We start from the raw sequence: 13353 nt of genomic DNA, 5'->3' as shown, positions 1-13353 counted from the left end.
AACCCACACACACGCAAAACCGGTAGCTGCAAAAGCCAAAATCCAGCCCGATCAGACCAAGCATTCCGACAAATGTCATCAAAATCGAAAAGGACGCGACTTTTGCAGCAGCCTGTTAAGTCTTTGTCTTGATGCATGTCGTTGTCCCAGAACCGCTGCACACTTCTGGGCGACATGCATTAGGCGAGCGGCTTGAGTTCCTGGGCGATGGTCGGCAGAAGTTCCGAGACATTGGGGTGGATATGCATGGCGCGCGCCAGCGTCGAGATCGGCGCCTTGGCGTACATGAGATCGAGCACGCAGTGGATCGCCTCGTCGCCGCCCGGCCCGAGCACGGAGCAGCCGAGGATCTCGCCCGTGTCGGCGTCGGCCAGGATTTTCATGAAGCCTTGCGTTTCGCCCTTCTCGACCGCACGGCCGACACGGGTCATCGGCCGCTGTCCGACCAGCGCGCGGCGGCCGGATTTCTTCACGGCGGCTTCCGTCATGCCGCAGCGGCCGAGCGGCGGATCGATATAGAGCGCGTAGGCTTCGATGCGGTCGCTGACCTTGCGCGGGTCGTTGTCGAGCAGATTGGCGGCGACGATCTCGAAGTCGTTGTAGGAGGTGTGGGTGAAGGCGCCCTTGCCGTTGCAGTCGCCCATCGCCCAGATGCCAGGCACGCTGGTGCGCAGCTGGTCGTCGACGACGATGTAGCCGCGCTTGTCGACCTCGACGCCGGCCTTGTCGAGGCCGAGATCGTCAGTGTTCGGAACGCGCCCGAGTGCCAGCAGCACATGTGAGCCGATGGCCGCCGGCTTGCCGACGGAGAAGGTGACGGCGATGTCGTTGCCTTGCCTGGCGAAGCCGATGTCGCCGGCGCCGACATGAACGGCGATGCCTTCGTTTTCGAGGATGGACTGGATGGCCGCGGAAGTGTCCTCGTCTTCCCGGCCGGTCAGCCGCGGCGCCTTCTCGATCACCGTCACCTGCGAGCCGAAGCGGCGGAACATCTGCGCGAATTCGAGCGAGATGTAGCTGCCGCCGACGACGATGAGATGGCCGGGCAGCACATCGAGATCCATCATCGAGGCGTTGGTGAGGTAGGGGACGTCGTTGACCCCGGGCAGGTCGGGCACCGAGGCGCGTCCGCCGGTGTTGAGGAAGATTTTTGGCGCGGTCAGCACATCGTCGCCGACGCGCACGGTGTTGGCGGATTCGAAACGCGCATGGCCTCGGTAGAGCGTGCAGTTCTCCATGCCCGCGATCCAGGTCTCGAGTCCTGTGCGGGAAGCGCCCGACACCTTGTCCTTGCGCGCCTTGATCGCTTGGTAGTCGACGCCGACCGGACCGGAAAGGGTCACGCCATAGTCGGCGGCGCGGCGGGCAAGGTGGGCGGCATAGGCGCTCGCCACCATCGTCTTGGTGGGGATGCAGCCGGTGTTGACGCAGGTGCCGCCGATGAGCTTGCGCTCGATCAACGCCACGCTCATGCCGGCCGCGTTCAGCCTGCCGGCGAGTGGAGTGCCGGCCTGGCCGGCGCCGATGACGATGGCATCGAAAGTTTTGGCGCTCATGCGACCGCCGCCACGATCAGCAGGCCGCCGATAATTGCGATCGCGTCCTCGATGAAGGCGGCAGGCGGATCCTTGCCGAAGGAGGCGGCCAGCCTGGCGCGCGCTTCGGCGCCGCCCAGCGTGCCGATCACCGCGCCGATGGCGCCGGCAACGAGGCCGCCGACCGTGGCGCCGGCAGTGGCGCCGATCACCGCGCCGGCGAAGGCGCCGGAGATGATCCGGGCGCCAAATTGCTGCGGCACTTTCCGGCTCGGCGTCGACGGCAGCTGGTCAGTGATCAATTCGACAATGGCCAGGATGGTGAAGATGCCGACGGCAATCCAGTGACCCATGAAGCTCGCCCAGGTTCCGGCAACCGGCAGCCAACCGAGATAAGAACCCCATGCCACGGCCGCGGGCGCGGTCATGGCGCGCAGGCCGGCAACGACACCTATCAGCAATGCAAGGATGTAAAGCATAGTCGACCCCCTCAAAATCGGAACCCCGTACGGTTCCATGAAGGCAGGCTAGCATAGGCCGGTCGTTTGGCCACGGGCTTTTGCCTGACGATGGATTATGCTTTGGCAGCAGACAAATCTGGAGGTGCCGCCATGACGACAAGCGAACGAACGAAGATGGCGGCCGGCGAATGGTACAGCTGCATCGACGACGAGCTGGAGGCGTTGCGCGCTGCCGCGCGCGATGCCGTGTTCGAGCATAACAGCCTGCCGCCCCGGCAGCGCGGCAATATGGGTCCTGCCTTGCGGGCGCTGCTCGGCGGCGCGGGCGAGGGGGCTCGCATCGAGGCGCCGTTCCATTGCGCTTATGGCTTCAACCTGTTTCTCGGCGATGGCACCTTCCTCAATGCCGGCTGCACCATCCTCGACACGGCGCCGGTACGCATCGGCAAGAGGACGCTGCTCGGCCCAAATGTGCAGATCTATTGTGCCGAGCATCATCGCGAAGCCTCCGGCCGGCAGGCCGGACTGGAGATCGCCAGGCCGGTGACGATCAGCGACCATGCCTGGATCGGCGGCAGCGCGGTCATCCTCGCCGGCATCAACATAGGCGAGGGCGCCATCGTCGGCGCCGGCGCGGTTGTGACGCGCGACGTGGCGGCCGACACGACCGTCGTCGGCAACCCGGCGCGAGCGATTATGCGCCGCTGAACGCGCCTACGTTTTGGGTGCTCTAAGGATTTGTCCTCAGGCAATTCCCGACGGAAAACCGCCAGGCACTTTTCCTGGAATTGCTCGCGAAAACTCGCGCCTGTACTGCATCGGCGCGGTCCTGAGCCGCGCGGCGAAATGCTGGCGCAGCGAGGTGGCGCTGCCGAAGCCGGCCTCGAAGGCCACCACATCCATCGACTTGTCCGTCTGCTCCAGCAGTCTTTGCGCCAGCGCGACACGCTGGTCGGCAAGCCAGTCGCCGAAGCTGGTGCCGATCGACTTCTGGAAGCGGCGCGTGAAGGTGCGGCGGGTGAGGCCGGCCGTACCGGCGACGCTGTCGAGACTGTGCGGTTCGCCTGGTGTTGCCCGCACATGGTCGAGCGCGCGCGTGAACCGGTCCGCGGTCGGCGTTGGCGCAAGCGGGCGCTCGATGAACTGCGCCTGTCCGCCCTGCCGGTGCGGCGAGAGCACGACATGGCGGGCAAGCCGAAGTGCTGCCTCCGCGCCATAGCGGGCGCGCACGATGTGCAGGCAGCAGTCGAGCCCGGCAGCGACGCCAGCGGAGGTGATGATGTCGCCTTCGTCGACATAAAGAACGTCCGCGTCGATCGCGACGTGGGGATGCAGCGCCTGCAACTGGTCCGTATAGGCCCAGTGGGTGGTTGCCTTTCGCCCCGCAAGCAATCCTGCTCCGGCAATGGCGAAGGTGCCGAGACACAAGCCCACGATCAGCGCGCCGCGCCGATGCGCGCGTTGCAGCGCGTCCTTGAACGACGCGGCCAGAGGGGCATCGAGGTCCTTCCAGCTTGGAATGATCACGATGTCGGCCTCGTCGAGCGCGCAAAGCCCATACGGCACGACGATGCTCAGACCGGCATCGGTTTGAATAGGTCCTTCCTCCATGGCGCAGACGCGGAAGTCGAAGCGTGGCAGCCCAAGCTTGGTGCGGTCCGCACCGAACATCAGGCAAGGCACGGAGAGGTGGAACGGGCTGATGCCGTCGAAGGCGACAGCGGCAATGATCGGATTTTTCATGGCAGGCATCGTTAGGATTGATTGGCAAATGTCCCAATTCTTTCGATCGATGTCAATCGGGTCACTTTCAGTTCGCGAAACATCCGCCTAGCTTCGACTCATCAACCCGGTCGAAAGGAAACCGCCATGTCAGCACCAGCCAGCCAACCACGCCGCGCGCTTGTCGTCGTCGACGTCCAGAACGACTACAATGGCGGCAACCTCGCCATCCAGCATCCGCCATTCACTCAGACCGTCGCCAATGTGGCACGCGCCATGGATGCCGCCTCGGCGGCCGGCATCAAGATCGTCGTCGTCAAGCAGATGGCGCCGGAGACGTCGCCGATTTTCGCCAAGGGCAGCCATGGCGGCGAACTGCATCCGGAGATCGCCAGGCGCGCACGCGATCATTATGTCGAAAAGACGCTGCCTTCGGCCTTCACCGGCACCGATCTCGAGACCTGGCTGCGCGCCAACGCCATCGATACGATCGCAGTCGTCGGCTACATGACCCACAATTGCGATCTGTCGACCATCATCCACGCCGTGCATATGGGCTTTGCCGTCGAGTTCCTTTCGGATGCCAGCGGCTCGGTGCCCTATGCCAACAGCGCGGGCTATGCGTCGGCCGAGGACATCCATCGGGTGGTGAGCATCGTTTTGCAGTCGCGCTTCGCAGCGGTGCTGAAGACCCCCGAATGGATCGATTGCCTGAAGACCGGGGCCCTGCCTGAGCGGGACACGATCTATGCATCGAACCAGCGGGCGCTTGCCCGCAACGCTGCCTAAAGCGCGTCTTTGTTTTGATGCATGTCGTTGTCCCAGAACCGCTGCGCACTTCTGGGCGACATGCATTAGCTCGAACTGCGTTCGAGTAGCCAAGGCGCCGCCAAGATGCGGCGCCTTTTGCTTTGACGACGAATGTGCTGGAGGAGCGTGACCTATTTCACGGACGCCATCGCGGTATTTTCGGAAAGTCGCGGCGCATGTGTGTAAGCGCGGTTGGCTGGGGGCTGAATTGAAAGCGCGCATTGCAAGAACCATGGTCGTCCTGGCGCTTGCTGTCGGCGCGGCGCTGCTGCCTTGGCCCGCTCTTGCGCAAGTCCCGCCCCACGCGCCGGGAACGATCTGCTTTACCCAGTTCTTCTGGTGCTGGGCGCAGCCACCCGGGCCCGCCGGCTATCCCTGCGGGTGCCCGTCGCAATATGGCTTCGTGCCGGGTTACCTGGGTTAGTCGTCGGAGGGACCTGCGATGACGGCATCCAACGATCCTCTTGTCTCCGGGCTGCTCAAGGATGCCAAGCTGGTCGCCGGTTATGGCCGCTACGGCGTCTTCAAGGACAGCGCGCTGTTCGCCGCGATCGGCGATGCGGAAAAACTCCAGGAAGCGACGGCAAGCCAGCCTGAGGTCGTGAAACTGCAGACGGTGCTCAACGACTGTTCCAACACCGTGCCGTTTTCCACGCTGGCAGCGCTCCGCACCGGCTGGTCGCCAGGCGACATGTCGCGCCGGACCGCGCTCGCTACCTATTTTCTCATAGCCTTGTCGGTGACGATGATGATCATCATCGGCAAGCTGACCTATGTCTACAACAGGGGCGTCTCGATCAATGCCGAACTGCAGGAGATCGACGACAACGATTTCAGCGCCCGGTTCGGGCAGTCGATCAGACAGGTCTGGGCGACCAAGAAGCAACTGAACTCGGCCACCGTCCGGCAGGCGTCAGCAACCGATCTGACGCTGCTGAAAGACGCCTATTACAATTCCGTCGACAGCCTGCATTCGCTCGATCAACGCTTCTCCTCGCTGCTGGTGAGGGCGCAAGGGTTCATGACGCAGGAGGCGCCGTTTCCGATCTGGGGCATGCAATGGGGCTATTGCAAGCTCTCCGCCTCGCCCGCCAAGGCCGGTGCGCCGCCGGATTTCTCGAACCCCAGGCAGATAGCGATAAACCAGTTCTGCAACCAGGAGGTGGCGCCGGCGCAGCAACAAAGCGGGGCCGAGAACAGCCAGCCGCTCAAGCAGTCGGATTTCGACTGCAGGAACAGCGACAACGGCCAACCCGCCACCGAGGTCGTCAGCGCTACCGATCCGGCAGCCAAGGCGGAGGACCTGAACGCCGATTTCGATGAAGCGACGCGCAACCTGCAATGCGAAGGCGTGATCACCATCACGCCGAACTCGATCTCGACGCTGACATTGCAGGCCAAGACACTGAGCGAGGTCCTCAGCCCCTATGCGCTGTGGATCCTGCCCGCGCTCTATGGCGCGCTTGGCGGCATCATGTTCCACATGCGCATGATCCTGAACCCGCTCTTACCCAATCCGCCACTGGCCAGGCTGATCCACCGCATCGCGCTCGGCGGGCTTGCCGGCATGATCCTCGCCTGGTTCATGGCGCCCGGCACCAAGCTCGGCGGCGAGGTCACCGGCATAGGCTTCAGCCTGTTCACCTTCGCTTTCCTGTTCGGCTTCAGCCTGGATATCTTCTTCACCATCCTCGACCAGTTCGTCTCGATGTCGGTCGCTGGCATCAAGAAGTTCGGCACCTCGACGGTGGCCTGAGTGATCCGTGCGAAACAAAAAAAGGCGCCGCATTGCTGCGGACGCCGCATTGCTGCGGCGCCCGCTTTCGTTCAAGTGGACCTGTCTTAGAACAGGCCTTCGATCTGACCGGCTTCGTTCAGGAAGATCTTTTCCGACGACGGCTTGCTGGGCAGGCCGGGCATGGTCATGACCTCGCCGCAGATAATGACGACGAAACCGGCGCCGGCCGAAAGCCTGACCTCGCGCACCGGCACGGTGTGGCCGGTCGGCGCGCCGCGTAGGTTCGGGTCGGTCGAGAAGGAGTACTGGGTCTTGGCCATGCAGACCGGCAAATTGCCGTAGCCGGCCTGCTCCCAGGCATGCAACTGGTCGCGCACCGACTTGTCGGCGATCGCCTCGTCGCCGCGATAGATGCGCTTGACGATGGTGTTGACCTTCTCGAACAGCGGCATTTCGTCCGGATAGAGCGGCGAGAACTGCGAGGCGCCGGATTCGGCGATTTCGACGACCTTCCTGGCAAGGTCCTCGATACCGGCCGAGCCTTGCGCCCAGTGCTTGCACAGGATCGCCTCGGCGCCCTGCGCCTTGACGAAATCCTTCATCGCCTGGATTTCGGTGTCGGTGTCGGTGGTGAAGTGGTTGATCGCCACCACCGCCGGCACGCCGAACTGCTTCACGTTCTCGATGTGGCGGCCGAGGTTGAGGCAGCCCTTCTTCACTGCCTCGATGTTTTCCTTGCCGAGGTCTTCCTTCTTGACGCCGCCATTCATCTTCATGGCGCGCACGGTGGCGACGATGACGGCCGCCGACGGCTTCAGGCCCGCCTTGCGGCACTTGATGTCGAAGAATTTTTCGGCACCCAGATCGGCGCCGAAGCCGGCTTCGGTCACCACATAATCGGCAAGCTTCAGCGCCGTCGTGGTGGCGACGACCGAGTTGCAGCCATGCGCGATGTTGGCGAACGGGCCGCCATGGACGAAGGCCGGGTTGTTCTCCAGTGTCTGCACGAGGTTGGGCTGCATGGCATCCTTCAAGAGAACGGCCATGGCGCCGTCGGCCTTGAGGTCGCGGGCGAAGACCGGCGACTTGTCGCGGCGATAGGCGACGATGATGTCGCCGAGGCGCTTTTCGAGGTCCTTGAGGTCGGTGGCGAGGCACAGGATCGCCATCACTTCCGAGGCGACGGTGATGTCGAAGCCGGCTTCACGCGGATAACCGTTGGCGACGCCGCCGAGCGAACAGATGATCTCGCGCAGCGCCCGGTCGTTCATGTCCATGACACGGCGCCAGGCGACGCGGCGGGTGTCGATGCCGAGCTCGTTGCCCCAGTAGATGTGGTTGTCGATCAGCGCCGAAAGCAGGTTGTGCGCTGTTGTGATGGCATGGAAGTCGCCGGTGAAGTGGAGGTTCATATCCTCCATCGGCACCACCTGCGCGTAACCGCCGCCGGCAGCGCCGCCCTTGACGCCGAAATTCGGGCCGAGCGAGGCTTCGCGAATGCAGACGATTGCCTTCTTGCCGATGCGGTTCAGACCGTCGCCGAGACCGACCGTGGTGGTCGTCTTGCCTTCGCCGGCAGGCGTGGGGTTGATGGCGGTGACCAGGATCAGCTTGCCGTCCTTGTTGCCCTTCACCGACTTGATGAACTCGGCCGAGACCTTCGCCTTGTCATGGCCATAGGGCAGCAGATGCTCGTTCGGGATACCGATCTTGGCGCCGATCTCCTGGATCTGTTTTTTCTTCGCGGCGCGGGCGATCTCGATGTCGGACTTCACTTCGGCCATGACGGCTTTCCTCTGGATTGGGCGGTGGAAGGACGGTTGTGATCAATTGTGCATGTTTTGAACGCCGCACGGGCGCAGGGGTATTTTCTAACCCTGTCGCGGCCGCGGCGTCAACTTTCATGCAACTATGTTTCCTGTAAAGAAAGAATATTGCTGTTCCCGGTTCGACCCTTTTCGGGTCTGCGGCGCCCGGTCGCTTGCGGCGTATAGAAGCCAGAGCGAGGGCCGCTTCGCCGTCTCAAAACAGCCGCCTAATACGCGAAAAGCGACAGAGGCGACGGCGCAAATCCGCCATCGCCCTGACTGACGGACGCCAGCCCTATTGCGTCAGAACGTTGCTGATCTCGACCATGTTGGAGCGCACCCTGAGAATATAGAAGCCCATCGTCGTCAGATGGGTCGGCAACAGCCAGCCATCCTCGCGGCCATTGGCGATGATGAAAGGCTGGATGCGCAACGCCGAGACGAACTGCGCGTCCATCGTGTCCCACAGGCTCTGCAGGTGCTTTTCCTTGATCACGTCCTCGAAGTCGGCCTGGGCGCCCTTCATCAGACCGTAATAGGCGTAGAGCTGGCCATAGGCGAACCAGAAACGGTCGTCGGCCCGGGTGTCGAACCAGCCATTGTTGTGGTTTTCGGCGCGCTCCTTGAGGATCGCCGAGGTCGAGCCGATGTCGCTGGCGATACGGTCGATATACTGCTTCAGATTGTCGGCGCGCGCATCGAATGTCGCCTGGCAGGTGGCGAGACGAGCGTTGAAGGAGCGCAGCTTGCGCACCGCGTCGCGATAATAGCTCGGCGTCGGCGTCTTGGGGCCGAACGGATTGAGCCCGAAATACCAGGTGTACTCGTCGAATTGCAGATTGCCGCGGGCATCCTGGAGGTCTGCATCGATCTGCGAGGTGGTGCGCACGCGGCCGAGATTGTCGGCAAGCTCGGTCGCGGTGCGCCGCACCCCCTGATTGATGCCGCGCTGGAAGGACGCCTTGTTGTCCATCCATGGCGTGTTGTCCCAGTCGATGCCGAACAGACCGAGCTTGTAGAGGATCATCGACGAGATCCAGGCATTCTGATTGACGTTGAGGTCCGTCAAATCGGCGGCAACCTGGGCGATCGCCGAGTTGCCGCAGGTCTTGGCGGTATCGGTGCCGGTGCCGGCCGAAACCTGCTCGCCGGCCGACACGTTGCGCTTCTCGAAAGTGTAGGTGTCGGGATAGTTCGGGTTGAAATTGTTCCACCACTGCGTGGCGTAGAAGAAATTGGCATAGAGGCCGATCAGCACCAGAAGGGCGACGCCCACCGCCGCTTTCAGGATCCAGCCGCGCTGGCCATACCAGCGGCCGACCCACACGAACGGCCACAGGATGACGCCAATGACGAAGCCGATGCCGCGGCCGATCCATTGGAAGATCTGGGTGAAGAAGTTCACGATCGGATCAAGCATGGCTGTTTCACCCCTCAGAGCATTTCACCGTTTCCAGGGAAACGGCGATTTGCTCTAACCCTTTGTTTTAACGCAATTCCGGGCGGAAAACCGCCCACACTTTTCCTGGAATTGCTCTAGTCAGTCAAGCCGTAGAGGCGCGTGCGGAACGCCACCTTGTCCTTCAAATATGTGGTTTTCAGAACGTCCACAACATGGCTTCGCCAGGCATCGCTGTAGCCGTCATAGTCTTTATAGAAACCAGGCTTGTTGAAGACGTAGCGCGAAACAAAATCCTGGGGCACGAAATCCGAGATCAACTGGTTGGTCAGCCAGGCATCGGGATGATCGGGCTTGGCGCGCACGACCAGGAAGCGCTGGCGCGGCGACACATCCTCGATCTTGAGATGGCCGAATTGGGCGATCTCGCGCTTGGCGGCGTTGAGGAACGGGAAATTGCCGTCGCTTGCGATCAGGTCGGCATGGCCGTGGATCCAGGTCTGCAGCCAGACCTTGTCGACATCGGTCAGATTGCGGTTGGGTTCGGCGTCGCGGATCAGTGCCCGCACGACCATCTCGGCGCGGTGTTCGAGATAGCCGGAAGCCTCGATCCATGAGGCGCGCGGCAGGTCGAGGCGCCCGGTGGCGGCAAGGAAGCGGAACACCTTGTCGGCGTCGTTGATCGACAGATAACTGACTTGCCAGGGGCGTGAGCGGCGGAAGCCGGGAGCGGCGGGATCGCAGATCACCGTCGTCATGTCGGGGTCGACGAAGACGTAGAGCCCACCGAAATGGCTGGTCCAGTAGGCGCTATGGCGGAAGATCACCTGGTCCGGCACCAGCGCGTTCTCGCGGATGTCGCCGCAGATCTTGGCGAGATCGACCATGCGCTCGATCATGGCGTTGTCGCGCCAGGCGTCGGGCTCCTGCTTCAGCCGGTCGACGAGCTTGCCGAGCTCGGCCGCCTTGCCCAGCACATCCTCGGCCGACAAAACCTTGAACTCGACCTGGTTGATCGACAGCAGGTCCTCGATGTCGTTGACCTTGGGGACCGAGTCCTCGATCTCGCCGTAGATGACGTCCTTGATGGTCAGCGCGTCGATGGCGCGCTGGTTCTTCGACATGAACTCGAACATCAGCTGCGAGGTGTTGGAGAAGGCGGTGTGGACCACCGGCAGGTCGATCTGCGACGGCGTCAGGATGATGAAGCGGCGGTTGACCTCGTTCGGGTCGAGATAGTCATAGTCGCCGCACTCCTCGGCGACCTCGGGGGAGAAGCCGGTGCGGTCGATCTGGAAGCTCGTAAGCTTGGTCGGCTGGAGGCCGAAGGCGGCAAGCGCCTTGTTGTAGCGCTGGACAAGATGCGGCTCGTCAACCGTGAGCAGCCTGCCGTAGATCAGCTCGTTGTCGCGCAGAAGGTCGGGTTTTTTGGCCATTATTCCTTCTCCCCGTTCACGGGGAGAAGGTGCCCGAAGGGCGGATGAGGGGCGGCGCAGACGCTCATCGTCTTTGCCCCGAAGTCGCGGCCGGCAGAAATTTCACGTCAACACCAATCATCTTGCGATCCAGCCGACCATCCAAGGCTGCAACAATCGTATCCAGAACGCTCGAAAGGCTTGTCAAAACATCTGTGTGCCAAACCCTCAGCACCGACCAACCGTTGTCGTTCATCGTCTCATCCCGGTATCGATCCCGAGATCGACCTGCATGCTGGCTGCCGTCGACCTCCACGACCAGATTGGCTTCACGACAGGCGAAGTCCGCGAAATAGGGCCCAATCGGTAGCTGGCGTACAAACTTGTGGCCATTCAATCGCCGTCCGCGCAGTTCATGCCAAAGCCTTTCCTCGGCATCATTTTCAACCTTCCGCAGTTCGCGGGCTCTCGCAACCTTCGGTTCGTTACTTCCACGCATGGCGCTGCCCCTCATCCGCCCTCCGGGCACCTTCTCCCCGTAAACGGGGAGAAGGAAAAGATCACCACAGCCCCTTCTTCTTCATCTCCTCCATCTCGCGCGCCGCGCGCTCGCGCAGCCGCGCGTCACGCAGCAGCTTCTCCACGGCCGCGTCGTCGGATTTGTCGGAATAGCGGAACTCGCTATCGGCGTAGCGGTTGATCTCCTGCATGACCATGTCCATCGAGAACGGCCCGCGCAGTTCCTCGATCATCGCCTTCTTGTCGTCGTAGCCCTTGTGCATGAAGGCTTCCGGCTTTTCGAACCAGTCGTCCGGCAATTCGATGTCCATGGCGCGCATCTTGATGGCGTCGGTGACGTTCTTGATGGCGCGGCCGGTGAAGCGCGGCTCGGCGTCCTTGATCATGTGCAGGTAGGTGCCGACATCGGCCATGGTCTTCGGCGCGCCATTTTCCTTCATGTAGCGCTCGTAGACCTTCATCAGTCCGTCTTCCTGCGGCTTCTCATGCTCTTCATAGGCCTCGGTCACGGCACGCTGGATCTCCTGCGCGGCATAGAGCTCGTGCTCGCCGAGCGGGATCTTGTGGTTCTTGCCGGCAAGCAGCACGAAGATGTCGATATAGTCGTCGCGGGTCTGCGGGCCATCGACCAGCCAGCGGGCGCCGGCGCGCTGGCGCAGCGCGTCGTCGACGTTTTCGGGATAGTTGGAAAACATGCCGAAGGAGCAGTTGCCGCGCACCACTGTCGAGGCGCCGGCAAAGGCATCCATCAAGACGCCGGTGATCTCCTGCTGGCCGGCCGATGCGCGGTCGTCGGACCGGCGCGCGGCGACCTGGTCGATGTCGTCGATGGTGCCGAAGCCGATGACACGCGGATTGAGCACGTTGTTGATGAACTGGCGGCAGTTCTGGCCGGACTTGCCCTGGTAGGACGAAATCTGGTCGACGCCGAAATTCTCGTAGGCGAAGGGGTAGCCGGCCACCTGGCAATAGCCGTTGACGAGGCCGGCGATCATCTGGATCAGCGTCGTCTTGCCGGTGCCCGGCGCACCGTCGCCGATGAAGGTGAAGAGGAAGCCGCCGAGCTCGACGAAAGGGTTCAGCTCGCGCTCGAAATCGTAGGCCATCAGCATCTTGGCCAGCCTGACCGACTGGAATTTGGCGATGTGGTTGCCGACGACCTCTTCGGGCTTTTTGAAGGTCATCACCAGCGGCTTGGAGCGCTTGCCGGGCGCGACGTCGAAGCCGTCGAGGGTAAAATCGTCGACATCGATGCGGATATGCGCGTTATCGAACGGGCCGATGCCGTCGAAGCGACCTTTTCGCGCCAACAGACCGTCGATGGCGGCGCGGGCAAAGGCGCGCGCCCGCGTCGTCAGGTCGGCGTCGTCCTTCGAACCGGCGATCGCCTTGTCGAGGCCGGCGACGATCGACTTCACCGCGTCCTGCGGCGTATCGAACAGGAAGTCGGGCTCGGGAATGTCGTTCGGCGCCTCGCCGTCGCTGTCGATCAGCTGGAACAGGTAGGAGGCGAAGCTGAAGGCCGAAACGTAAGCCGAAGCCGACAAAAGCTTCTTGAAGGTCGACGCTTCGTCGCCCTCGAGCGGCGCGCGGACGTTCCTGGCCTGCAGGCTTTCGAGATCGGAGCCTTCGGCGAAGACATCCGATATGGCCAGCGCGATCGCCAGGCCGCGCCGGGCGCGGAACAGGAGCGTGTGCTGCGGGATCGTCATCAACTGGTCATCGGGGTGGGTGGCCGCGACCGTCTTGGCGAGCTCGACCTCGCGCGTGCGGCGCACCGAGCCGACCGACACGGTCGAGACGAAGCGGCGGTTGGTGCCGGCAAGCGCCGTTCCGGATTCGCGCGAAGGGTCCTCCAGCACGACGATGCGGGTGATGAAGCTCTGCGCGGTCGCGCGGTGCTTTTCGATTGCCGCTTCCGAGATCGTGGTCAGCCCGGTGTCCAT

Annotated in this window: 11 protein-coding genes; 3 read left to right on the top strand and 8 right to left on the bottom strand. The window is 62.8% G+C overall.

Features of this window, described 5'->3' with window-relative positions; all coding sequences use genetic code 11:
• Nucleotides 1–179: 179 nt before the first annotated feature.
• On the bottom strand, nt 180–1556 hold the full coding sequence (locus RFM98_RS29940) for an FAD-containing oxidoreductase (RefSeq protein WP_320312113.1): 1377 nt from the start codon (nt 1554–1556) through the stop codon (nt 180–182).
• Entirely contained in the window at nt 1553–2014 is a 462-nt protein-coding gene (locus tag RFM98_RS29935) for a DUF4126 domain-containing protein (protein ID WP_320312112.1), read from the bottom strand. Before RFM98_RS29935 ends, RFM98_RS29940 begins: the two co-directional genes overlap by 4 nt.
• Before the next feature lie 132 nt (nt 2015–2146).
• Here RFM98_RS29935 and RFM98_RS29930 point away from each other — a divergent pair, with 132 nt between their 5' ends.
• Nucleotides 2147–2704 (top strand): sugar O-acetyltransferase, encoded by a 558-nt coding sequence (locus RFM98_RS29930; RefSeq protein ID WP_320312111.1) that lies wholly within the window; start codon nt 2147–2149, stop codon nt 2702–2704.
• 36 nt (nt 2705–2740) lie between these two features.
• Here RFM98_RS29930 and RFM98_RS29925 read toward each other — a convergent pair whose 3' ends face one another.
• On the bottom strand, nt 2741–3739 hold the full coding sequence (locus RFM98_RS29925) for a helix-turn-helix domain-containing protein (RefSeq protein ID WP_320312110.1): 999 nt from the start codon (nt 3737–3739) through the stop codon (nt 2741–2743).
• Nucleotides 3740–3865: 126 nt separating this feature from the next.
• Between RFM98_RS29925 and RFM98_RS29920 the strand changes: the two genes are divergently transcribed.
• Complete coding sequence (locus RFM98_RS29920) at nt 3866–4507, top strand: cysteine hydrolase family protein (RefSeq protein WP_320312109.1); 642 nt, start codon at nt 3866–3868, stop codon at nt 4505–4507.
• Nucleotides 4508–4970: 463 nt separating this feature from the next.
• On the top strand, nt 4971–6284 hold the full coding sequence (locus tag RFM98_RS29915) for a hypothetical protein (RefSeq protein WP_320312108.1): 1314 nt from the start codon (nt 4971–4973) through the stop codon (nt 6282–6284).
• A gap of 86 nt (nt 6285–6370) precedes the next feature.
• On the opposite strand, the gene RFM98_RS29910 is transcribed toward RFM98_RS29915, so the two are convergent.
• The 5 genes from RFM98_RS29910 to RFM98_RS29890 all read right to left on the bottom strand — a co-directional run bounded on the left by RFM98_RS29910 (nt 6371) and on the right by RFM98_RS29890 (nt 13353).
• Nucleotides 6371–8050, bottom strand: coding sequence for a formate--tetrahydrofolate ligase (locus RFM98_RS29910; protein ID WP_320312107.1), 1680 nt, complete (start codon nt 8048–8050; stop codon nt 6371–6373).
• Nucleotides 8051–8369: 319 nt separating this feature from the next.
• Entirely contained in the window at nt 8370–9494 is a 1125-nt protein-coding gene (locus tag RFM98_RS29905; RefSeq protein WP_320312106.1) for a DUF2333 family protein, read from the bottom strand.
• Nucleotides 9495–9610: 116 nt separating this feature from the next.
• A complete protein-coding gene (locus RFM98_RS29900) occupies nt 9611–10909 on the bottom strand; it encodes a DUF6638 family protein (protein ID WP_320312105.1) in 1299 nt (432 codons plus the stop codon).
• Between the two features lie 64 nt (nt 10910–10973).
• The gene (locus RFM98_RS29895) at nt 10974–11387 is read right to left on the bottom strand and encodes an endonuclease domain-containing protein (protein WP_320312116.1); all 414 of its coding nucleotides are present in this window, start codon (nt 11385–11387) and stop codon (nt 10974–10976) included.
• A 61-nt stretch (nt 11388–11448) separates the two neighbouring features.
• Nucleotides 11449–13353, bottom strand: a complete 1905-nt coding sequence (locus RFM98_RS29890; protein WP_320312104.1) for an ATP-binding protein — start codon at nt 13351–13353, stop codon at nt 11449–11451.

The sequence above is a fragment of the Mesorhizobium australafricanum genome (assembly GCF_033977265.1).
Lineage (GTDB): Bacteria > Pseudomonadota > Alphaproteobacteria > Rhizobiales > Rhizobiaceae > Mesorhizobium > Mesorhizobium australafricanum.
The sequence above is the reverse complement of the archived record's forward strand: the minus strand, read 5'-3'. Positions and strand labels throughout refer to the sequence as shown.

Bases quoted from the DNA above. Each gene is read 5' to 3' on its own strand.
- RFM98_RS29940 (WP_320312113.1), bottom strand. From the start codon at position 1,556: ATGAGCGCCAAAACTTTCGATGCCATCGTCATCGGCGCCGGCCAGGCC.
- RFM98_RS29935 (WP_320312112.1), bottom strand. From the start codon at position 2,014: ATGCTTTACATCCTTGCATTGCTGATAGGTGTCGTTGCCGGCCTGCGC.
- RFM98_RS29930 (WP_320312111.1), top strand. From the start codon at position 2,147: ATGACGACAAGCGAACGAACGAAGATGGCGGCCGGCGAATGGTACAGC.
- RFM98_RS29925 (WP_320312110.1), bottom strand. From the start codon at position 3,739: ATGAAAAATCCGATCATTGCCGCTGTCGCCTTCGACGGCATCAGCCCG.
- RFM98_RS29920 (WP_320312109.1), top strand. From the start codon at position 3,866: ATGTCAGCACCAGCCAGCCAACCACGCCGCGCGCTTGTCGTCGTCGAC.
- RFM98_RS29915 (WP_320312108.1), top strand. From the start codon at position 4,971: ATGACGGCATCCAACGATCCTCTTGTCTCCGGGCTGCTCAAGGATGCC.
- RFM98_RS29910 (WP_320312107.1), bottom strand. From the start codon at position 8,050: ATGGCCGAAGTGAAGTCCGACATCGAGATCGCCCGCGCCGCGAAGAAA.
- RFM98_RS29905 (WP_320312106.1), bottom strand. From the start codon at position 9,494: ATGCTTGATCCGATCGTGAACTTCTTCACCCAGATCTTCCAATGGATC.
- RFM98_RS29900 (WP_320312105.1), bottom strand. From the start codon at position 10,909: ATGGCCAAAAAACCCGACCTTCTGCGCGACAACGAGCTGATCTACGGC.
- RFM98_RS29895 (WP_320312116.1), bottom strand. From the start codon at position 11,387: ATGCGTGGAAGTAACGAACCGAAGGTTGCGAGAGCCCGCGAACTGCGG.
- RFM98_RS29890 (WP_320312104.1), bottom strand. From the start codon at position 13,353: ATGGACACCGGGCTGACCACGATCTCGGAAGCGGCAATCGAAAAGCAC.